At 24.0% G+C, this 24,044-nt stretch carries 15 protein-coding genes and 1 CRISPR repeat array; of the genes, 6 read left to right on the top strand and 9 right to left on the bottom strand.

Going from position 1 to position 24,044, the window contains the following annotated elements; genetic code table 4:
* Window positions 1–70 precede the first annotated feature (70 nt).
* From MMOB_RS00225 to thyA, 7 genes are all read right to left on the bottom strand, one after another.
* Window positions 71–742 (bottom strand): hypothetical protein, encoded by a 672-nt coding sequence (locus MMOB_RS00225; RefSeq protein ID WP_011264560.1) that lies wholly within the window; start codon window positions 740–742, stop codon window positions 71–73.
* An 85-nt stretch (window positions 743–827) separates the two neighbouring features.
* Complete coding sequence (locus MMOB_RS00220; RefSeq protein WP_011264559.1) at window positions 828–1,745, bottom strand: ABC transporter permease; 918 nt, start codon at window positions 1,743–1,745, stop codon at window positions 828–830.
* Entirely contained in the window at window positions 1,745–3,340 is a 1,596-nt protein-coding gene (locus MMOB_RS00215) for an ABC transporter permease (protein WP_011264558.1), read from the bottom strand. Before MMOB_RS00215 ends, MMOB_RS00220 begins: the two co-directional genes overlap by 1 nt.
* The gene (locus MMOB_RS00210; protein WP_011264557.1) at window positions 3,340–4,872 is read right to left on the bottom strand and encodes an ABC transporter ATP-binding protein; all 1,533 of its coding nucleotides are present in this window, start codon (window positions 4,870–4,872) and stop codon (window positions 3,340–3,342) included. Before MMOB_RS00210 ends, MMOB_RS00215 begins: the two co-directional genes overlap by 1 nt.
* A gap of 1 nt (window position 4,873) precedes the next feature.
* Window positions 4,874–6,349, bottom strand: a complete 1,476-nt coding sequence (locus MMOB_RS00205) for a BMP family ABC transporter substrate-binding protein (RefSeq protein ID WP_011264556.1) — start codon at window positions 6,347–6,349, stop codon at window positions 4,874–4,876.
* A gap of 129 nt (window positions 6,350–6,478) precedes the next feature.
* Window positions 6,479–6,952: a dihydrofolate reductase gene (locus tag MMOB_RS00200; RefSeq protein WP_011264555.1), complete on the bottom strand. Its 474-nt coding sequence runs from the start codon at window positions 6,950–6,952 to the stop codon at window positions 6,479–6,481.
* Complete coding sequence (gene thyA, locus MMOB_RS00195; RefSeq protein ID WP_011264554.1) at window positions 6,952–7,818, bottom strand: thymidylate synthase; 867 nt, start codon at window positions 7,816–7,818, stop codon at window positions 6,952–6,954. Before thyA ends, MMOB_RS00200 begins: the two co-directional genes overlap by 1 nt.
* 313 nt (window positions 7,819–8,131) lie before the next feature.
* Here thyA and cas9 point away from each other — a divergent pair, with 313 nt between their 5' ends.
* From cas9 to MMOB_RS00175, 4 genes are read left to right on the top strand one after another with little or no spacing between them, the layout of a single operon-like run.
* On the top strand, window positions 8,132–11,812 hold the full coding sequence (gene cas9 / locus MMOB_RS00190) for a type II CRISPR RNA-guided endonuclease Cas9 (RefSeq protein ID WP_041362727.1): 3,681 nt from the start codon (window positions 8,132–8,134) through the stop codon (window positions 11,810–11,812).
* Window positions 11,813–11,815: 3 nt separating this feature from the next.
* The gene (gene cas1 / locus MMOB_RS00185; RefSeq protein ID WP_011264552.1) at window positions 11,816–12,718 is read left to right on the top strand and encodes a type II CRISPR-associated endonuclease Cas1; all 903 of its coding nucleotides are present in this window, start codon (window positions 11,816–11,818) and stop codon (window positions 12,716–12,718) included.
* Window positions 12,697–13,032 (top strand): CRISPR-associated endonuclease Cas2, encoded by a 336-nt coding sequence (gene cas2, locus MMOB_RS00180; protein ID WP_050707635.1) that lies wholly within the window; start codon window positions 12,697–12,699, stop codon window positions 13,030–13,032. The genes cas1 and cas2 overlap by 22 nt, the downstream gene beginning before the upstream one ends.
* Window positions 13,022–13,702, top strand: coding sequence for a hypothetical protein (locus tag MMOB_RS00175; RefSeq protein WP_041362724.1), 681 nt, complete (start codon window positions 13,022–13,024; stop codon window positions 13,700–13,702). The genes cas2 and MMOB_RS00175 overlap by 11 nt, the downstream gene beginning before the upstream one ends.
* A gap of 18 nt (window positions 13,703–13,720) precedes the next feature.
* A CRISPR array of direct repeats spans window positions 13,721–17,847; the repeat unit is 36 nt; unit sequence GTTTTGGTGTAGTATCATTCTTATGTATTCTTAAAC.
* A 255-nt stretch (window positions 17,848–18,102) separates the two neighbouring features.
* Here MMOB_RS00175 and MMOB_RS00170 read toward each other — a convergent pair.
* Together MMOB_RS00170 and MMOB_RS00165 are read right to left on the bottom strand one after the other, a co-directional pair.
* A complete protein-coding gene (locus MMOB_RS00170; protein WP_011264549.1) occupies window positions 18,103–18,738 on the bottom strand; it encodes a retropepsin-like aspartic protease in 636 nt (211 codons plus the stop codon).
* A complete protein-coding gene (locus MMOB_RS00165) occupies window positions 18,728–18,985 on the bottom strand; it encodes a hypothetical protein (RefSeq protein WP_011264548.1) in 258 nt (85 codons plus the stop codon). Before MMOB_RS00165 ends, MMOB_RS00170 begins: the two co-directional genes overlap by 11 nt.
* Before the next feature lie 245 nt (window positions 18,986–19,230).
* Between MMOB_RS00165 and MMOB_RS00160 the strand changes: the two genes are divergently transcribed.
* Window positions 19,231–21,594 carry a hypothetical protein gene (locus tag MMOB_RS00160; protein WP_041362721.1) on the top strand — a complete coding sequence of 788 codons (2,364 nt, stop codon included), beginning with the start codon at window positions 19,231–19,233 and terminating at the stop codon, window positions 21,592–21,594.
* 103 nt (window positions 21,595–21,697) lie between these two features.
* Window positions 21,698–24,025: a hypothetical protein gene (locus MMOB_RS00155; RefSeq protein ID WP_011264546.1), complete on the top strand. Its 2,328-nt coding sequence runs from the start codon at window positions 21,698–21,700 to the stop codon at window positions 24,023–24,025.
* Window positions 24,026–24,044 lie beyond the last annotated feature (19 nt).

Raw genomic sequence — 24,044 nt, 5'->3', positions numbered from 1 at the left:
TAATTAATAGTTATTTTTTTATTTACCTACTCAAAATAAATGAATAAGTTTAGTTAAATTTACTTATCAATTAATACTTAAAATTTTTAGAATCAAAAATTTTTAGAATTGTAAAGGAAGAATTCAAAAAAATAACTTCTTTTGTCACAGAATTAAAATTCACTTGTCAAGAGTTTTTAAAAGAAAAGTGTGATTCATTGATTTTAAAAAAGCCTTCTGTTTCTTCATCTTTATTTAGTGATAATTTATCACAAATATCATAGGTAGTAAATTTAAAAAATTTTTTAGGAAGTAAAAAAAGAATTAAATTCTCCCAAAATTTAAGTTTTTTACCAAAATTTCTATTAGTTCTAAGAGATCCTATTTTTAGTCTTATATACTTTAGAAGATCTGTTGCTAAAAAAGCTCTTGATTTTAATGTTGGTAAAATAATGATTATTTTTATATAATCATCTCCATATTTGAAAGTGTTTTTATTTAAGACAAATCTAGGATTAAGTAAAAAAAACTTAGAATGGTTTGTATTATCTAAGCAATTAAGTGGAAATTTTTCCTTTAATAGCAAATATGATTCTAAGGTCATTAAAACTTCTAATTCTTCTTTTTCATTTAAATAATTTGGAGAATTTAAGGAATTTTCTAGAGTTTTAGAAAACAAAGAGTAAAATATCTTGTTTTCCTTGCATCTAATATTAAATTCTTTTAATAATAAAAATTTTAATGATTCCTTTTGATTTTGCATAGCTAAATTATAAAATAATAAAATTAATAAAATTAATAAAAAAATTCTGAATTAACAGAATTTTTAAATCAAAATATTTTAATTATTAACGTTGAGATTTATCATATGGTATTCCAACAGCTTTTGGAGCTTTTGATGATTTTCATAAAGCCGCTAAAGCAATTAGAGTTAAAGCAAAAGGTAAAATTAAGAATAGTCTTGAAAAATCTTGAATATTCCCTTGTAAAGTTGCAAGTTGGAACCCAAGAGCATAAAAGAATGAAAAGGCAATAGTTGCTAGCATGATTCACTGAGTTTTTCATTGCCCCATAATCATAATAGCTAAAGCTAAAAAACCTAATCCTTGAACATCTCCTGAAAAAGCTACTCCAAGCGATTGGACAAATAGACCTCCAGCAGCTCCTGCAAATGCTCCTGAAAGTAAAACTCCTTGTCATTTGTAGGAATTAACATTAATTCCAGCAACATCTGCTGCTTGTGGGTTTTCACCTATTGAACGAAGTCTTAATCCTCATTTTGTTTTATTTAAAACAACTCACATCACAATTATTAAAGCTAACGAAAGAAATAATTTAAAGCTAATAATATTTAAAGGATCAGAAGGACTTGAAGAAGCTGCAAGTTCATTTGTTCTAAACTCAAATCTATTTGCTGTTCCTACAATTTGTAATAAAATAAGTGCAACAGCTGAAGCTAAAATATTAATAGCAACACCTGAAATAACTTGATTTGATTTTAATCTAATTGTTGCAAATCCATGAAGTGCTCCAAAAGCTAAACCAAAAATTGTAGCAATAAGAATTAAAGGGATTTGCAATCACATATTTTCACTACGGAAAATTAAAGCAAAAATTGCATAAAAAGTTGAACCAACAATCATCATCCCATTAATAGCAATGTTTGTGATTCCTACTCTTTCTGAAATAAGCCCACTTAAAGAAGCTAGTGAAAGAACACTGAAATAAAGTATAAAAGCATTGAATAATTCGATTGTAAATTGCATTATTTAACTCCCTGTTCTGATTTTAGTTTTTTATATTCTTCTTTTTTAAGCTTTTTTTCTTTATAGTAACTATATAAAATTTCATGTTTTTCTTTTTTTAGATTGTTTTTTAATTCAGAGATTTGAGAATAATATAAATTATCTTTATCTTTTTGTTCAAAAAATCCATATGATTCTAAAATAATATTCATTTCTTTTTTATTGAAATTTAACTCATTAAAAATTTTTACTTTTTGATCAATAGAATTTGAATCTGTTTTAGATTTTAATTCACTCAATTTTTTTAAAAGAACATCTGCTTTATTTTTATTATCATTTTTGATTTGATCTCATTTAAGTTTGTTTTTAGATTTTAGACTTTTAATTTGTTCAATTTTTTTTAGATGCTCTTGCTTATAAAGGCTTTTTTGAGTTTTAAAATCTTTTAAAACTTTTTGATATTTTGAATTCTTATTCAAAATCAGTCAATTTTTAATGTAATTTATTAATTGAAATTTATTGAATGCTATTGCTATTGCTGTAAAGTAAATGATCACACCAACTGCAATTTGATTTGCTTCAGGTCTTAAACCAACTTCTTGTAATAAAGCAGCATTCCCATTTGTTAAAATTGAATAAAAGAATGCTGAAGCGATAATTCCAATTGGAGAATTATACGCTAGCAAGGAAATAGCAATTGAGTCAAAACCTACTAATAAAGGCCCAACACTTTCTGTTACATAATTCCCTCTTTGAAAAATAAAATAAAAGAAGAATCCTGCAAAACCTGCTAAAGCTCCTGAAATTGCAAAAATTACCATTGTAAGAGTTTTTTTACTAATTCCTGCATATTCTGAAGCATCAGGATTGAATCCAACTGCTTTAATTTTGTATCCAAAAGTTGTTTTTTTCAAAATAAAATAAAATCCAATTGAAATAATTAAAATCATAATAATTGCTAAAACAATTCACCCTGCTTCATAAAAAAATGAATCCACTTGAACTGTTTTTAAGGAATTAGTAGCTGAAATAGATTTAAAACTTGATCCTGAAGTTGCTCATGAAGCAAAATAAAATACTACTCAATTCAATAATAAAGTTGAAACAACTTCATTAACTTTTAAAAAAGCTTTTAGAGCTCCTGCGATTAAAGAAATTGAAATCCCACCTAATATAGAAATTATAATTGCTAAAAAGATTTGCCCACCATCAACAAATAAATTACCATTTGCATCACTATTAGCAACTATAATTAAATAGAAAAATGCTAAAAGTCCACCAAACATCATTTGACCTGAGACCCCAATGTTAAATAGTCCTGCTTTAAAGCCTATTCCTACAGCAAGGGATGCAAATACATAAACTAATAAAATTGTTGCAAATAATGATCCGCTACTTCCAAAAGTTGTTAAAAAAACAACAGATATAAATTCAAAAGGATTTGTTCCGTTAAAAGAAATGATAACTAAAGCTAGAATTAATCCTAAAAAAATTCCTCAAAGAGAATTATAAAGTTTTCTTCTTCCAGAAATAGAAGTTTCGCCTGAAAAAGTTTTTTTAAAATTGTTCATTCAATTTTTTATATTGATTGACTTAATTAGTTTTTGTTTTTCCATTATGAACTCCTTTCTTTATTTTGGTTTTTATTTATACCAGTCATTAACAATCCAATTTCTTCTCTTGTTGCATTTTTTGCTGAAGTAGTTCCAATAATTTTTCCTTCATGCATAACAGAGATGTTATCTGCTAAAGCAAAAACTTCATCTAATTCATAAGATATTAATAAAATTGCTTTTCCAGCATCTTTTTCTGCCAAAATTGCTTTGTGAATTTTATCAATAGCCCCAACATCCAAACCTCTTGTTGGTTGGACAATAAGAATAAAATCATGTTCAGTTAAAAATTCTCTTCCAACAATAACTTTTTGTTGATTTCCCCCTGAAAGAGATCTTGAAATTTCATTTCCTTCTCTTGCACCTCTAACATCGAATTTTTTAATAATTTCTTTTGTAAAACTATCTTTAAATTTTTCATTAATAATTGAGTATTTTTGTGATTTTGAATCACCTAATTTTCTTAAAATTGAATTGTCATTTACACTCATGTCTAAGACAAGTCCATATTTATGTCTATCTCCTGGAATATAAGATATTTTTTCCTTAATTCTTTTGTTAACATTAAAGTGAGTTATATCTTTTTCATTTAAAATAATTTTCCCAGAAGAAGATTTTGCTAAACCTGAAATGACAAATTCTATTATTTCTTGACCATTTCCTTCAACACCAGCTAAAGCTAATATTTCTCCCTTTTTTAGTTTGAAAGAGATGTTTTCAATTGACTTATTTTGATACTCAGCATTTACATTTTGCAGTTCTAAAATTGTTTTACCAAAGTTTGTGTTTTTGTCATTTTTTGGAAGCACAATATTTTGACCAACCATTGCATTAGCAATGTCTGAAGTTTGAACTCCTTCTAAAGATTTGAATTTTTTAACAACTTTACCATGTCTTATAACTGTGATTTCATCAGCAATTTTCTTAATTTCATTTAATTTGTGAGAAATAAAAATGATTGTCTTTCCTTCTTTTTTAAATTCTAATATTGTTTGCAAAAGTCCTTCAATTTCTTGTGGAGTCAAAATAGCAGTGGGTTCATCAAAAATTAAAATGTCTGCATCTCGATAAAGCATTTTAAGAATTTCAACTTTTTGTTGGGTTGAAACAGTAGAATTTCCTGTTTTGACTTTAAGATCAAAATTTAAACTGAATTTTTTTTGTAATGCAGAAATTTTGTATTTAGAAATTTCTAAATCCAAAAATCCATTTTTGATTGTTTCATTTCCTAAAACAATATTTTCTAAATTCGAATAATCATCAACTAGTTTAAAATGTTGGTGTACCATTCCAATTCCCAAATCATTTGCTTGATTAGGATTTGTTATAGTAATTTGTTTTTCGTTGATTTTTATGTATCCATTTGTTGGCTCATAAAGTCCAAATAAGATAGACATTAATGTGGATTTTCCAGCTCCATTTTCACCTACTAAAGCATGAACTGTACCTTTTTTTATTTCGATATTAATATCTTTATTAGCAACAACATTGCCAAATTCTTTTGTTATATTAACAAATTCAATTGCATAAGACATTTTAATTTGCAACCCTTCTAAAGTTTATTTTTTTAATTAATTCATTTAAAGGATTCGGGATCTGTTCTGGAGTTGAAGGGCCTCCAGAAAAGTTTGGGATTTGAACAGGAATTGTAGCTATTATTTTAGCTTTGTTTTTATTAAATAAAGCTAAAGAAGCTGCTAAATATTCATCTGCAACTTCTGCAAATGATCTCCCAACATTTGCTTGAACAAGACTTTGCGTAATTTTACCACCTAAAGCAGATTTTGAAAACCCTACAAAATCAACTGGTTCTGTTGATTCAACAAATCCTTTAGTAATGTCTGCATTAGCTAAAGGTAATGAACTTGAATTATTTTTTTCTGTAACAGGAATAAATCTTGAACTACTTCCTGTTATATTGAAAAATGGATCTGTGCTAACTGTTCCTAAGTATAATGAAGCTAATGCTGCATATGTTGTTCCTGCAACATTTTTTTCAACAGAACTAAAAAATAATTTTGCTAAATCAGGAGAAAAAGCTTTTGCTTGATCACTATCAACACCAATTACAAATTGTCCTGAATTTTCTTGACTAATACTATTTACTGTTAATGTAGTTAAAGAACCTGCTACAGGGAAAACAACTTGTGTTCCACTTCCAACAATTGATTGAATTGCAGTTGCTGCTTCAGGAGTTACAGCAAAACCTGTATTTATGTTTATTATATCTCCTGGAGTAAAAGATAATTTTTTATTATCAGTAATTGATGTTTCACCTGGTTCTAAAAAAGTTGAGTTATTAAAATCTAAAATACCTTGTAAAAAACCTGCATTAAAATTTGTTACTTCAGGAAAAGCTCCCCCTCCAAAAGTATTAAACGTTCTATTATTATTATGATTATCTGAAATGAATTTTGCAACAGCATTACCAACTATTCAAGAAGATTCTTGAGTACGATAATTGATTGAAATGAATTGTCCAGGAGGAACAAGCTCCAAATTAGTTGTTCAATCAATTGCAACAATAATTACTTGTTTTCTAATGAATTCTGCTCTATTATTTCCAATTTGAAGTCAATTTTGAAATGCACCATCTTGTTGAAATCCTGTAAGAACTCAAAACTTATGATTAAAAAATAAAGCCTGATCATATTGCCTTTGCAATTGATCAGGAGTTCCTGCTGTTGTTTCTGCAAATGAAAAATTACCAGGTTTTCCAGTTTGTCTTCCAATTTCTAATAAAGCTTCATTAATTGATTGATTAAAACTTAAATCATTTACAACCCCACCTGCTGTTATTAATAAAGTTTTACTATTAAATAGCGAATTATTTGCTACTCTTTGAGTTGCAAATTCGGCTTCTCTTGAAGCAACTAAATCTCTAAAGACTTGATTATCTGTAACACGAAGCCCTGTATTTCTTGGAGTTGCTCCAAAAATAATTCCTACTGAAGCTGCAACTGTTGCAGCGATTGCTGATCCGATTAGAATTTTTTTTGTATTTTTGTTCATCTAAAATTCACCTTCTTGTTTTTGTTTTATTGAATAATTATAACTAAAAAGGGGATAAAAAAAATTCAAATCTATTAAATTTATTCAATATGTTAAAAATAAAAAGTAATTTTTGAAAAATTTAAATTTTTATACATTAAATTTCTTTTTATAAGAATAAACATTAAATTCTTCAAATTCTTTTAAAAGAGTTTTTTTGTAATTGGATAAATCTCAATTTAAATAAACATCGCCATTTTGAATATTTTTTAGCTCGCTTACAATTAGCTCTTCAGCTTCATGAAAATAAGTTTCATAAATATATTTTCCACCCGAAATAAATAAAATCTCTTCAGAATTTCTAAATTTATCAAAAAGATTTTGAAGTTCTTGTTCGGAAGTAATTGAAAAATCAGCACTTGGTGTTTTTGTAAAGCCAAAAACATAAGAGATTCTATTTGCTAATTTAGAAGGCAAATTAGTAAAAGTGTTTTGTCCAAATAATAAAGCATGATTTAAAGTAGTTTCTTTAAAATGTTTAAATTCTTCTTTAATATGTCAAGGCATTTGAGTGCCACTACCAATTAAATTATTAGGATCAATTGCAACAATTAATTTAATCATTATACAGCCACCTTTGCTTTAATTGCAGGATGAGATTCATAATCAATAATTTCAATATCTTCATATTTAAAATCATCAATATTTTTAATTTTTTTGTTCAAAACTAATTTTGGTAATTTTAAAGGTTTTCTTGATAATTGCTCTTCTACTTGTTCTAAATGATTTAGATAAATGTGAGTATCACCTATTGTGTGAATAAATTCACCTACTTCATAATTTGTTATTTGAGCAACCATTGCAAGAAGAATTGAATAAGAAGCAATATTAAAAGGGACACCTAAAAATGTATCTCCTGATCTTTGATATAACTGTAATGATAATTTATTATTATTTACATAAAATTGAAAAAAAGCATGGCAAGGAGGAAGAGCCATTTTGGAAATTTCATTTGCAGCTCAAGCCGAAACAATAATTCTCCTTGAATCAGGATTTTTTTTAATTGTCTCAATTGCATCAAAAAGTTGGTCTGTGCCATTAAAATTTCTTCACTGTTTTCCATAAACAGGACCTAATTCACCATATTTTTTAGCAAAAAGAGTATCACTTTTGATTTTTAAAACAAAATCAGCTAAAGATTCACCATTAAAATCTTTTGATTTTTTAAAAGTTTCATAAGGCCATTCATTTCAAATATTTACTCCATTATCAACTAGATACTTAATATTTGTATCGCCTTTAATAAATCATAATAGTTCAAAAATAATTGATTTAAGATGAACTTTTTTAGTTGTTACTAAAGGAAATCCTTTAGATAGATCATATCTTCTTTGAGTTCCAAAATAAGAAATTGTGCCTGTATTAGTACGATCTTCTTTTTTTTGTCCTTTTTCTAAAATTTCTTTAAGTAAAGATAAATATTGTTCCATTTCAACTCCAAATTATTTGTAAATTTATTTTACTTTAAATAGCGTTATTTAAATCAATTAATAAGATTTCATATTTTAAAAGACTAAAAATTTAGATATTTATATTAGTAATGTATAATTTTGAAAAATAAGTATAAATTTTTTAAAAAATGTTATTAGTTATGTATAATTATTATGTATTTCGAAATACAGATGTACAGTTAAGAATACATAAGAATGATACATCACTAAAAAAAGGCTTTATGCCGTAACTACTACTTATTTTCAAAATAAGTAGTTTTTTTTGTACTTTTACAAAAATAAGGAGAATAAATTGAATAAAAAAGTTGTTTTAGGGCTTGATTTAGGAATTGCTTCTGTAGGTTGATGTCTCACAGATATTTCACAAAAAGAAGATAATAAGTTTCCAATCATTTTACATGGAGTAAGGTTATTCGAAACAGTGGATGATAGCGATGATAAGTTATTAAATGAAACAAGAAGAAAAAAACGTGGACAAAGACGAAGAAATAGAAGGTTATTTACAAGAAAAAGAGATTTTATTAAATATTTAATCGATAACAATATTATTGAATTAGAATTTGATAAAAATCCTAAAATTCTTGTAAGAAATTTTATTGAGAAATATATAAATCCTTTTAGTAAAAATTTAGAATTAAAATATAAAAGTGTAACAAATTTACCAATTGGATTTCACAATTTAAGAAAAGCTGCAATTAATGAAAAATATAAATTAGATAAAAGTGAACTTATTGTATTGCTATATTTTTATTTATCTTTAAGAGGAGCATTTTTTGACAATCCAGAAGATACAAAATCTAAAGAAATGAATAAGAATGAAATTGAGATTTTTGACAAAAATGAAAGCATAAAAAATGCAGAATTTCCAATAGACAAAATTATTGAATTTTATAAAATTTCAGGAAAAATTAGAAGTACTATTAATTTAAAATTTGGTCATCAAGATTATCTTAAAGAAATAAAACAAGTTTTTGAAAAGCAAAATATTGATTTTATGAATTATGAAAAATTTGCTATGGAAGAAAAAAGTTTTTTTTCAAGAATTAGAAATTATTCAGAAGGACCAGGTAATGAAAAAAGTTTTTCAAAATACGGTTTGTATGCTAATGAAAATGGTAATCCGGAACTAATAATTAATGAAAAGGGACAAAAAATTTATACTAAAATTTTTAAAACCTTATGGGAATCTAAAATAGGAAAATGTTCTTATGATAAAAAATTATATCGAGCGCCTAAAAATTCTTTTTCTGCTAAAGTTTTTGATATAACAAATAAACTAACAGACTGAAAACATAAAAATGAATATATTTCTGAAAGATTAAAAAGAAAAATTTTACTGTCTAGATTTCTAAATAAAGATTCAAAATCCGCAGTTGAAAAAATACTTAAAGAAGAAAATATTAAATTTGAAAACTTATCAGAAATTGCTTACAATAAAGATGATAATAAAATTAATTTACCTATTATTAATGCTTACCACAGCTTGACAACTATTTTTAAAAAGCATTTAATAAATTTTGAAAATTATTTAATTTCTAATGAAAATGATTTAAGTAAATTAATGAGTTTTTATAAACAACAATCTGAAAAATTATTTGTTCCTAATGAAAAAGGAAGTTATGAAATAAATCAAAATAACAACGTATTGCATATTTTTGATGCTATTTCAAATATCCTGAATAAATTTTCAACAATACAAGATAGAATAAGAATTTTAGAAGGGTATTTTGAATTTTCTAATTTGAAAAAAGATGTTAAATCTTCAGAAATATATAGTGAAATTGCTAAATTAAGAGAATTTAGTGGAACTTCTTCTTTAAGTTTTGGAGCTTATTATAAATTCATACCAAATTTAATTTCTGAGGGATCTAAAAATTATTCAACAATTTCATATGAAGAAAAAGCATTACAAAACCAGAAAAATAATTTTTCTCATTCAAATTTATTTGAAAAAACTTGAGTAGAAGATCTTATTGCTTCTCCTACTGTAAAAAGATCTTTAAGACAAACAATGAATCTACTAAAAGAAATTTTTAAGTATAGCGAAAAAAATAATTTAGAAATTGAAAAAATTGTTGTTGAAGTAACAAGAAGTTCAAATAATAAACACGAAAGAAAAAAAATTGAAGGAATAAATAAATATAGAAAAGAAAAATACGAAGAACTAAAAAAAGTTTATGATTTACCAAATGAAAATACAACTTTGTTAAAAAAATTGTGATTATTAAGGCAACAACAAGGATATGATGCATATTCGTTAAGAAAAATTGAAGCTAATGATGTTATAAACAAACCTTGAAATTATGATATTGATCATATTGTTCCAAGAAGTATATCTTTTGATGATTCTTTTTCAAATCTTGTTATTGTTAATAAATTAGATAATGCTAAAAAATCAAATGATTTAAGCGCAAAGCAATTTATTGAAAAAATATATGGAATAGAAAAATTAAAAGAAGCAAAAGAAAATTGAGGAAATTGATATTTAAGAAATGCTAATGGCAAGGCTTTTAATGATAAAGGTAAATTTATAAAATTATATACAATTGATAATTTAGATGAATTTGATAATAGTGATTTTATTAATAGAAATTTAAGTGATACAAGCTACATTACAAATGCTCTTGTAAATCACTTAACTTTTTCAAATTCAAAATATAAATATTCTGTGGTTTCTGTAAATGGAAAGCAAACATCTAATTTGAGAAATCAAATTGCTTTTGTTGGTATAAAAAATAATAAAGAAACCGAAAGAGAATGAAAAAGACCTGAAGGATTTAAAAGTATTAATAGTAATGACTTCTTAATAAGAGAAGAAGGAAAAAATGATGTAAAAGATGATGTTCTTATTAAGGATAGAAGTTTTAACGGACATCATGCTGAAGATGCTTATTTTATAACAATAATTAGCCAATATTTTAGAAGTTTTAAAAGAATTGAAAGATTAAATGTTAATTATAGAAAAGAAACAAGAGAATTAGATGATCTTGAAAAAAATAATATTAAATTTAAAGAAAAAGCTAGTTTTGACAATTTTCTATTAATTAATGCTTTGGATGAATTAAATGAAAAGCTAAATCAGATGAGATTTAGTAGAATGGTTATTACAAAGAAAAATACTCAATTATTTAATGAAACTCTTTACTCAGGTAAATATGATAAGGGGAAAAATACGATAAAAAAAGTTGAAAAGTTGAATTTATTAGACAATAGAACAGATAAAATTAAAAAAATTGAAGAGTTTTTTGACGAAGACAAATTAAAGGAGAATGAACTAACTAAATTACATATTTTTAATCATGATAAAAACTTGTATGAAACTCTTAAAATCATTTGAAATGAAGTGAAAATTGAAATTAAAAATAAAAATCTAAATGAAAAAAATTACTTCAAATATTTTGTAAATAAAAAACTTCAAGAAGGAAAAATTTCCTTTAATGAATGGGTTCCTATTCTTGATAATGATTTCAAAATTATCAGAAAAATTAGATACATTAAATTTTCTAGTGAAGAAAAGGAAACTGATGAAATAATTTTCTCTCAAAGCAATTTTTTAAAAATTGATCAAAGACAAAATTTTTCGTTTCACAATACTTTATATTGAGTTCAAATTTGAGTGTATAAAAATCAAAAAGATCAATATTGTTTCATCTCAATTGATGCAAGAAACTCAAAATTTGAAAAGGATGAAATAAAAATAAATTATGAAAAATTAAAAACTCAAAAAGAAAAATTGCAAATTATAAATGAAGAACCTATTTTAAAAATTAATAAAGGAGATTTGTTTGAAAATGAAGAAAAAGAATTGTTTTATATTGTTGGAAGAGATGAAAAACCTCAAAAATTGGAAATAAAATACATTTTAGGAAAAAAAATAAAAGATCAAAAACAAATTCAGAAACCTGTCAAAAAGTATTTTCCAAATTGGAAAAAAGTTAATTTAACTTATATGGGAGAAATATTTAAAAAATAATTTATGGGTTGAAAAATTGTAGAAATTAATACAGATGAATATGTTCACTTATATTTAAATAATTTGTATATAAAAAGAAAAAATGAAAAAATTCTTTTAAACATTAGAGATATAGATACTATTTTATTTAATAATCAATATTCAACAATTTCAATAAGACTTTTAACATTTTTAGCTAAAAATAATGTCAATATTATTTTTATGAATGAAAAAAATGAGCCTAATTCTTATTTAATTCCAATTGAAGGAAATCACAATTCTTTAAAAGTTGTAGCAGAACAAGTAAAATGAACTAAAGAATATAAAGCAATTTTATGAAAAGATATTATTAAAAATAAAATTCATAATCAAAAGAATTTATTAATTAAAAATAAATTATTTAATAACTCTGAATTTGGAATTGAATATTTTGATGATTTAATTAATAATGTGAATTTGTTTGACATTTCAAATCGAGAAGGTCATGCAGCAAAAGTCTATTGAAATATGACATATTCAAAAGAATTTATAAGAAATAATTCAGCAACAAAATTAAAATTTGATAAATTTGAAATTGTTAATGCAATTTTAAATTATGGTTATTCTATTTTAAGATCTTCTGCAATCCAATCAATTATTAAAAAAGGTTTAGATCCTAGATTTAGTATATTTCATAAATCTTTTTCTAATTTCTTTGCCCTTGCAAGTGATTTGATTGAAATTTTTAGACCTCTAGTAGATGAAATTGCATATTTACATAAAGATGAAACATTTTTTGATGTAAAAATAAAAGATGAATTAATAAATGTTTTAAATAAAAAAGTAATCTATAAAGGAAAGTATTTTTATGTAAATGATACATTTGATCAAATAGCAGATAATTTAGTAAATAAAAGAAGTTGAGAATGAGTAGAATTGTGAGATTAATTTTGATGTATGATTTTAATATGAAAGAAGAAAATGAATTAAAAGAGTATAATAAATTCCATCGGTATATTCAAAGTTTAGGTTTTATAATGATGCAATATTCTGTTTATTATAGAGTTGCTAATACTAATTCCAAAGCTGATTCTTTTGTAAAATTAGTAGAAAAAAAATTGCCTTCTAATGGCCATGTTAGAATTTTAAAAATTACAGATAGAGAGTTTTTAGATATGAAAATTTTAAGAGGAAATAGAAAAATAAATGAAAGTATAAATTCTAACGAAAGATTTATAAAAATTAATCATGATGAAAATTAATTTTGCAGAAAATAAAATTATTTATACTAATAATTATTTTGAATTTTTATTAAATTTAGAAAATATAAATGATTTTTTAATTATTAATCCTTTTTCAAAAGTTTCTGAAATTCTTAATTTTAAATCTAAAAGCTTTTTTAATAATTTTTTTATGGACGAATATAGTATTAATTTTCTAAATCTCATTTCGCATGAAAAAATTAATGAAATGTCAAATGATATAAATCAAAAATTAGGGTTTGAATTTGTTTCTACAAATTTAGATTTAGAAAAAAATACCAAATCATTTTTAGAAATCGATAAAGATTTACTAATTAATGAAATAAATATTTTAAATATTTTAAAAATAATTGATAAATATTCTAACGAAACAATTAGTATTTTAATCTATGGAATAAAACTAAAAAATTTTAGTGAATTCATTTTTAATAAATTAAATATTATTTATTTAATTGATAAACTTGCATACAATTTATCTTTTGAAAATATTGAGCAACTTGTTTTTGCAAATAAAAAAGAAATTGTTGAAATTTTTGACAAAGAAAAATTGATAAATTATTTAGAATCAGGAACTAAAACTTTAATAACGGTTGAAAAAATCAATAATTATTTAAAAGGTGAAGAAAGCTTTGATTCATTTTTGATAAATAAATTTTTGGAAAAAATTTAGAATTTTTTGAAATTTGAGGTTTTGGTGTAGTATCATTCTTATGTATTCTTAAACTGATAAATGTGGTTTGCTGATAAGTTTAGAGTTTTGGTGTAGTATCATTCTTATGTATTCTTAAACTCTTGTTCAGATAATATAAATGATGTTTCAGTTTTGGTGTAGTATCATTCTTATGTATTCTTAAACCAAGTAATAATTTATTATTTACAATTTTGTGTTTTGGTGTAGTATCATTCTTATGTATTCTTAAACATGTATTAAATTACCATTAAAATAATATATGTTTTGGTGTAGTATCATTCTTATGTATTCTTAAACTAAGCATTTTGGTGCTCTCTTATATAATCAGTTTTGGTGTAGTATCATTCTTATGTATTCTTAAACAAAGGGTGCATTAGAAAAAATCTGACCTATGTTTTGGTGTAGTATCATTCTTATGTATTCTTAAACTATGACGAATTTAAAAGTTGCAAGCGTAGGGTTTTGGTGTAGTATCATTCTTATGTATTCTTAAACATAAATTAACAATTTCATTTGATAAATTAGGTTTTGGTGTAGTATCATTCTTATGTATTCTTAAACTTTTCAATTTCTTTTCATAAAACTTCGTGAGTTTTGGTGTAGTATCATTCTTATGTATTCTTAAACAGCTACATAAGCAAAGCTTGCAGACAGTGCGTTTTGGTGTAGTATCATTCTTATGTATTCTTAAACGAAAAAATGTTTATTATTTAGATACAGACAGTTTTGGTGTAGTATCATTCTTATGTATTCTTAAACTATTTTTTTGATTTATTAGTTGGGCAGAATGTTTTGGTGTAGTATCATTCTTATGTATTCTTAAACAAATGAAACAAACAACAAAGAACAGTCAGCGTTTTGGTGTAGTATCATTCTTATGTATTCTTAAACAAGAAAGAGAGTATAACTCTCTTTCTTTTAGTTTTGGTGTAGTATCATTCTTATGTATTCTTAAACTTAATACTGAATCTATTGGTGCTTGAGTCTGTTTTGGTGTAGTATCATTCTTATGTATTCTTAAACAATCTATCAAATAGAGCCTGAATCATTACCGTTTTGGTGTAGTATCATTCTTATGTATTCTTAAACTTAAATCATTTTCCAAATAGTGTTGCATTGGTTTTGGTGTAGTATCATTCTTATGTATTCTTAAACCCGTCATCAAAATTTAATTCAAATCCAGTAGTTTTGGTGTAGTATCATTCTTATGTATTCTTAAACTTCTACTATTTTACTATCACCTGATACCATGTTTTGGTGTAGTATCATTCTTATGTATTCTTAAACCTTTTTCCATGGAAAAGCAGGCGCATATAAGTTTTGGTGTAGTATCATTCTTATGTATTCTTAAACAGCAAAAAGCAGATATAGTTATTATCATTCGTTTTGGTGTAGTATCATTCTTATGTATTCTTAAACTTAATTTTGAAGTGAGCGTATAATCACTCTGTTTTGGTGTAGTATCATTCTTATGTATTCTTAAACGAATAAAGAAGAAACTACTAACTATAATATGTTTTGGTGTAGTATCATTCTTATGTATTCTTAAACGACGAATGATATACAACAAGAGAAGATATTGTTTTGGTGTAGTATCATTCTTATGTATTCTTAAACTCGAATTAACGTCTTATTATCACGGTGAAGGTTTTGGTGTAGTATCATTCTTATGTATTCTTAAACATTTTTATATTATGGTGTCAGTGTGTGCATGTTTTGGTGTAGTATCATTCTTATGTATTCTTAAACGGTTGGAAAATTCTTAAATCAATTGCTCTTGTTTTGGTGTAGTATCATTCTTATGTATTCTTAAACCATTTAATTAGAATTACAGGAGTTAATACTGTTTTGGTGTAGTATCATTCTTATGTATTCTTAAACATAAATACTTAATTTTACTGCTCTAATATTGTTTTGGTGTAGTATCATTCTTATGTATTCTTAAACATGTATTATTTTGATAGTATAATAATATATGTTTTGGTGTAGTATCATTCTTATGTATTCTTAAACTGTTTATTATTTCTTGTAATAAATTGTGGGGTTTTGGTGTAGTATCATTCTTATGTATTCTTAAACTATTAAGCAGACTGGGTTTAACCTATTCTAGTTTTGGTGTAGTATCATTCTTATGTATTCTTAAACAAATTTCACTTTTATAATAAGGTTGATCTGGTTTTGGTGTAGTATCATTCTTATGTATTCTTAAACATACAAATTGAAAAAAAGATTATACAATGAGTTTTGGTGTAGTATCATTCTTATGTATTCTTAAACTAGAATTAGCAAAATATTATCATGGTGAAGGTTTTGGTGTAGTATCATTCTTATGTATTCTTAAACTCATTTCCTTTATCGACTGGACTTGTTTCAGTTTTGGTGTAGTATCATTCTTATGTATTCTTAAACTCGCTGTTATAGTCTCAAAGTCAGAAACTCGTTTTGGTGTAGTATCATTCTTATGTATTCTTAAACTTAATTGCAATAACTTCTGCATTTAATTCGGTTTTGGTGTAGTATCATTCTTATGTATTCTTAAACTTTAAATGCAAATTTAGATTTGTTTAATGTGTTTTGGTGTAGTATCATTCTTATGTATTCTTAAACAATTTGTCCATTTGTTAGCACATTAAGGTCGTTTTGGTGTAGTATCATTCTTATGTATTCTTAAACTTACTACTTTAATTACGTTATCTACTAATCGTTTTGGTGTAGTATCATTCTTATGTATTCTTAAACTTATCTACTTCATTGTCTAAAACCTCCACTGTTTTGGTGTAGTATCATTCTTATGTATTCTTAAACACGACCTTATAAATACAAATTAAGTTATGCGTTTTGGTGTAGTATCATTCTTATGTATTCTTAAACAAAAGGTATTGATATGAATGAGTTTCGTCAGTTTTGGTGTAGTATCATTCTTATGTATTCTTAAACAAAATGCTCCTATTAGTTCTGGTCTTTGTAGTTTTGGTGTAGTATCATTCTTATGTATTCTTAAACTCATATTGATTATTTTCTATGTTTCTTAAAGTTTTGGTGTAGTATCATTCTTATGTATTCTTAAACTGTATTTCTTAAAGTTATTTGTCCTGCAGGTTTTGGTGTAGTATCATTCTTATGTATTCTTAAACAAAACAACTCTCAATAAAAGGAGATATATGATTTTGGTGTAGTATCATTCTTATGTATTCTTAAACTCATTTAGTAAAAAATCTCATTCTTCTTTTGTTTTGGTGTAGTATCATTCTTATGTATTCTTAAACTAAAAAAATTAAAGATAGCGCAAAATTAAAGTTTTGGTGTAGTATCATTCTTATGTATTCTTAAACAAATTTCACTTTTATAATAAGGCTGGTCTGGTTTTGGTGTAGTATCATTCTTATGTATTCTTAAACTTAAATCATTTTCTAAATAGTGCTGCATTGGTTTTGGTGTAGTATCATTCTTATGTATTCTTAAACTAAGTATTTAAAGCAACTGTATAACCTACAGTTTTGGTGTAGTATCATTCTTATGTATTCTTAAACATTCACTTTCGGAAATAAAATTTTTTATATGTTTTGGTGTAGTATCATTCTTATGTATTCTTAAACTTTGATTTGATTTTCCATTATGTAGTAATTGTTTTGGTGTAGTATCATTCTTATGTATTCTTAAACTTAAAGATAATTTTTTATCTACACTTAATAGTTTTGGTGTAGTATCATTCTTATGTATTCTTAAACTTTTAAAATTAATATCATATTCTAAAACATGTTTTGGTGTAGTATCATTCTTATGTATTCTTAAACACGTGATACATTAAACGAAGAAGAGATTCAGTTTTGGTGTAGTATCATTCTTATGTATTCTTAAACATTCACTTTCGGAAATAAAATTTTTTATATGTTTTGGTGTAGTTTCATTCTTATGTATTCTTAAACTAATTTTACTCCAAGCATTGCAAGATAAATGTTTTGGTGTAGTTTCATTCTTACGTATTCTTAAACTAATTTTACTCCAAGCATTGCAAGATAAATGTTTTGGTGTAGTATCATTCTTATGTATTCTTAAACATTAGACAAACAACTCCACTTTTTCAAACAGTTTTGGTGTAGTATCATTCTTATGTATTCTTGAAAGGGTTTTTCCCATTATAAATAATTTCTTTAAATACATAATTATGAGTATTTTATAAAAGCTAAATTCTAAATTAAAAAAGACTTAATAACGAAAAAGGAATCCGAAAAATGAAATGCATGGATAAGTAAAACATCTATAGAAAATCTGGAGAAAAGAATTAATAAAAAATTTGCTTGAATTAATTGCTCAAATATTGATTTATGGAATTGATGAGAAAAAATAGAAATTACAAAACTAATTAAAATACAAAAACTTTAGACAGAAATCATAGCATTGTCACTAAAAATAGTAAAATGAGTGTTTTTCAATATATCCATACCTATTAACATATCAATATTTTGTGATTGTCTTAAATTTTCTAGACTTGTTACTTCTATAATCTGCTCAAAAGGTACTAATTTATTTGTATAAAAGGATTTTTCTTGAAAGTTTTTTTCTATAGAAGGTAAAAGTAAAGTGCTTTCTGTTAAAAAGGATAACGACACAAGATATTTGGAAGTAATAAGTCTATTTGATGCTGTTTGAACTGATGATTTTCCTATTGAAATTAAACCTAACTCATTTGCAATTTCTTGAGAAATTGCTGAACTTGTAGCTCCGGTATCAATTAAAGCGAATATTTCTTTTTGATATTTTTCAATACTTTTAAGAAACTCTAATCATTTACTTCATAAAGGAATGTCTTCATTAAGAATCTTAAAAAATTCTTCTTGAGAAATGTCTACTAACTTTCCATATCGCTGCAAAATTTTTCCTTTTACAAAATCATTTACTTTTTCAGTTAAATGAGAATTGTTTTTCCAAAACTTTAAAATGTCTATATTATTAACTAATATTACTTTAATAATAATTTTATTTTCATGGATTTTTTGAAAAATTCTATTTGGCATATTTTCTTCCGATATTAGAAAAGAAATTTTGATTTTTCAAATTTAAATCTTCAACACTTTGAATAGAAATATCTTTATCTTTATTTTCTTCTTTCGAAAGAAAATAAGAAGCTTCTTTCAAATCGTCAAAATTAGCTAAAATTTTTTCATCTTCTATTAAAAAATATTTTTTTGAATATGCTTTTTTTAAACTTTCAAAATTATTTTTAAATCACTCGAAATTTTTTTCATTTTTCTTATTTTCCATTTTGTCCTCATGTCTTCTTAATTTTATTTAAAAAATGCAATTCATTAGATTGAAATAGAAATATTTTTATTTCTTTAACTATCTCTATTCACAAAAATTATACATTCAAACATTATCTTTATGATAAAACAAATTTATATAACAATAAGTTTAAAAGCTAATTTTGCAAAATGTTAGAATAATGTTTAAAATCATATTAGCTAATTTTGATATAATTTTTTATAGTACAAACAAAATGGAGTTATGTGAAAGTAAATAAAATTTTGAAAATAATTTTTTTAGTTGGAGTTATAGCGATAAGTTCTTTTTCGTTTGCTAACATTGCCGTTAATAGCAATTACATTACAAGAAATCCTGAAAATTTAAATAATACAAATGCAAGAGTAAGAAGAAGCGTTAATAATACTTCTATAAATAATCAAGATAGAATAAATATAAATAGTTTTATTAGTATTGCAGAGCATATAGTAGCTCCTACAAATAATAAATATGCTAGTGATTATGCATATGGTGAATTTTCCGATAATGAAATTCTTGAAAGAATTTTAGTTTCACCACTTTTAAATAAAGATTTAAGTATTCCAAGAAATGCTTTAGAACATATAGAATTAATAAAAGAAATTAGTAGAAATAATGTTTCTCAAATAAATATTCGTTATACAAAAGAAACAATTCAAGATAGATTAAACGCTTTAAGTATCGATAATCAGTTTAACTATACAACTATGTATAGTGATTGATTTACATCTATACCAACTCAAGAAAGATTAGATTTAATTTTACAATCTGACAAACAATCTTCAGCTTATCGCTTATTAGTAGGACTTAAAAATGCTAATTTAAGCCCCAAAGATTTAGCTCCAAATGATTATACTGGTAGTTTTTTTGTTGAAGCAACTTATAACAATACTAATCCTGAAACATTTACAACCGAAAATGGATTTTTCTTATTAGAGAAAAAACAAAGAGCTGATAATAATGGTTTTGATTATACTTATTTAATAAGAATAAATACTTCAAGAGTTAAATTTGATATTGATGAAAATGTGAATAGAGAAGAATTTATAAATAAAATTAATAATCCAATAAATTTAAGACAAATGGAATATTCACAAGACTTTTTTAAAAGATATTTTAATACTCAAGAAAATAGATTAGCTAAAAATGAATTAGAAATACTTTTAGAAAAATTAAGTATTAAAAATGAATTAGGAAATTTAAGTATTCCTAAATTAGATCTTTTTGTGAAAAATGATGTGAATTTAAAAATAGAAGATAGATTTTTTATTGATGTTGAATATGATGATACATATATTAATCAAAAATTAAACACAAGACCATTTAATAGTGGAGTAGTGATTCATACTCCTTTAGAAATTGAAAAAATTTTAGGAGAGAGAATTCATAAAATATTAAGTGATATTTATATGATTAAGGGAGGACAAAATCCAAATTTAGGATTTGTTAATATTAATTATAAAGATTTATTTGTAGAAAAAGTACCAAAAAATCTAACTCTTCCTAATGGAAATGTTGTTGAGAATTTTAGAAAAACAATTATTAGAATTCCAATGAATTATTTCTTTAGAAAATTAGAAGATAATAATTTTAATAATTGAGTAGAAAATAATTTAAGTTTTAATAATAATATTTTTTCTGTAGATGGAATATATACAAGAGCTCAATTTGATGCTAATGGAATTATTTTAAATAATGTTAATGATTTTATGACTACACAAATTAAATCAATTGAGATAAGTAAAAGTGATTTTATTACCGGAAGAGCAAATATTAAAATTAATTTTGAAAATGTGGAATTTTCTCTTTCAGAAGTTGATAGGCAAATAAGAACTTATTCTCATGAATTTTTAACACCTTTCAATTCTTTTAAAGCTGTTAATATTAATAATAATTCATCCTATCCAAAATGAGTTAATGCAAATAATAATTTTTTTGCTATTGATGGAATGTATCTTAATAAAGATTTGAGATTTACAGGATTAAATTTTGAAAATCCAGAAATCGAAAAAACTATTGATAGTATTGAAATTTCAAATAGTGATATTTTAAACGGAAGTGCAAATATTAAAATTAATTTTAATCGAATAATATTGCAATTAATAGAAAAAGATTTTGAATTTTTCAACTCTTTTGAAATAAAAGGATTCCAAAATTTTGATAGTTCAAAAATGAAAATGGAAATTAATAATAAAATTACCCCTGAAAATGAAATATTTAGTAGAAATAATAAATCAATCGAAGAATTTAAAAAAGAATTGGCTTTAAAAGGTTTAATAATTTCAGATTTAGAATACTTATCAAAAATAAATTTTTTAGAAATTTATGAAGCAAATAAAGCTAATGGTAGTGCAAAAATTAGAATTCAATGAAATTTAGTAAATGAATTTAATACTAATGTAGTAAATAATGAAATTACAAATAAAGATTTTATCTTAAATCAAGATTTAGGACTTGTTTTAGGATTTGATGTTCTTATTAACAATAATTTACCTGTAATTATAGGTTCTATTAGTGCTAGCTTTTTAGTAGTTGCAATTACTTCTTTTAGTTTATGAAAATTCATTAAGTCAAAAAAAAGTAAAAAATAAAATTTTTTGAATTAAGCACTAGCGAAATAGCTTTAAATTAGTGTTGAAAACCATATTAGATAATTTTGATATAATTTTTATATTGCAAACAAAATGGAGTTATATGAAGGTAAATAAATTTTTAAAAACAATTTTCTTTTTTAGTGGAACTCTAGCATTAAGTTCTTTTTTGTTTAATGGTGTTATTTTAATTAAAAAATCACAAGAAAAATTCATTCAAGAAGAAACTTTTACTTTAAATAAAAATAAGGTAAATGCTAATTTTATAGAAAATTCATCTGCAGAAATTTTAGCTCCTACAAATAATAAATATGCTAGTGGTTATGCATATGGAGATTTTGCTAATAATGAAATTCTTGAAAGAATTTTAGTTTCACCACTTTTAAATAAAGATTTAAGTATTCCAAGAAATGCTGTAGAACATATAGAATTAATAAAAGAAATTAGTAGAAATAATGTTTCCCGAATAGATCTTCGTTATACAAAAGAAACAATTCAAGATAGATTGGGTACTTTAGGTATTGATAATCATTTTAGTTATACAACTATGTATAGTGATTGATTTACGTCTATACCTACTCAAGAAAGATTAGATTCAATTTTACAATATCAAAAACAATTTTCAGCTTACCGCTTATTAGTAGGACTGAAAAATGCTAATTTAAGTCCGAAAGATTTAGTTCCAAATGATTATGCTGGTAGTTTTTTTGTTGAAGCAACTTATAACAATACTAATCCTGAAACATTTACAACTGAAAATGGATTTTTCTTATTAGAGAAAAAACAAAGAGCTGATAATAATGGTTTTGATTATACTTATTTAATAAGAATAAATACTTCAAGAGTTAAATTTGATATTGATGAAAATGTGAATAGAGAAGAATTTATAAATAAAATTAATAATCCAATAAATTTAAGACAAATGGAATATTCACAAGACTTTTTTAAAAGATATTTTAATACTCAAGAAAATAGATTAGCTAAAAATGAATTAGAAATACTTTTAGAAAAATTAAGTATTAAAAATGAATTAGGAAATTTAAGTATTCCTAAATTAGATCTTTTTGTGAAAAATGATGTGAATTTAAAAATAGAAGATAGATTTTTTATTGATGTTGAATATGATGATACATATATTAATCAAAGATTAAACACAAGACCATTTAATAGTGGAGTAGTGATTCATACTCCTTTAGAAATTGAAGAAATTTTAGGAGAGAGAATTCATAAAATATTAAGTGATATTTATATGATTAAAGGAGGACAAAATCCAAATTTAGGATTTGTTAATATTAATTATAAAGATTTATTTGTAGAAAAAGTACCAAAAAATCTAACTCTTCCTAATGGAAATGTTATTGAGAATTTTAGAAAAACAATTATTAGAATTCCAATGAATTATTTCTTTAGAAAATTAGAAGATAATAATTTTAATAATTGAGTAGAAAATAATTTAAGTTTTAATAATAATATTTTTTCTGTAGATGGAATATATACAAGAGCTCAATTTGATGCTAATGGAATTATTTTAAATAATGTTAATGATTTTATGACTACACAAATTAAATCAATTAAGATAAGTAAAAGTGATTTTATTACTGGAAGAGCAAATATTAAAATTAATTTTGAAAATGTTGAATTTTCTCTTTCAGAAGTTGATAGGCAAATAAGAATTTATTCTCATGAATTTTTAACACCTTTAAATTCTTTTAAAGCTGTTAATATTAATAATAATTCATCCTATCCAAAATGAGTTAATGCAAATAATAATTTTTTTGCTATTGATGGAATGTATCTTAATAAAGATTTGAGATTTACAGGATTAAATTTTGAAAATCCAGAAATCGAAAAAACTATTGATAGTATTGAAATTTCAAATAGTGATATTTTAAACGGAAGTGCAAATATTAAAATTAATTTTAATCGAATAATATTGCAATTAATAGAAAAAGGTTTTGAATTTTTCAACTCTTTTGAAATAAAAGGATTCCAAAATTTTGATAGTTCAAAAATGAAAATGGAAATTAATAATAAAATTACCCCTGAAAATGAAATATTTAGTAGAAATAATAAATCAATCGAAGAATTTAAAAAAGAATTGGCTTTAAAAGGTTTAATAATTTCAGATTTAGAATACTTATCAAAAATAAATTTTTTAGAAATTTATGAAGCAAATAAAACTAATGGTAGTGCAAAAATTAGAATTCAATGAAATTTAGTAAATGAATTTAATACTAATGTAGTAAATAATGAAATTACAAATAAAGATTTTATCTTAAATCAAGATTTAGGACTTGTTTTAGGATTTGATGTTCCTACTAATAATAATTTAGCAATTATTGTAGGTTCTATTAGTGGCGCATTTTTAGCATTTGCTATTGTTTCTTTTAGTTTACGAAAATTCATTAAGTCAAAAAAAAGTAAAAAATAAAATTTTTTGAATTAAGCAC

Source organism: Mycoplasma mobile 163K, from assembly GCF_000008365.1.
Taxonomy (GTDB): domain Bacteria; phylum Bacillota_I; class Bacilli_A; order Mycoplasmatales; family Metamycoplasmataceae; genus Mycoplasma_J; species Mycoplasma_J mobile.
The sequence above is the reverse complement of the archived record's forward strand: the minus strand, read 5'-3'. Positions and strand labels throughout refer to the sequence as shown.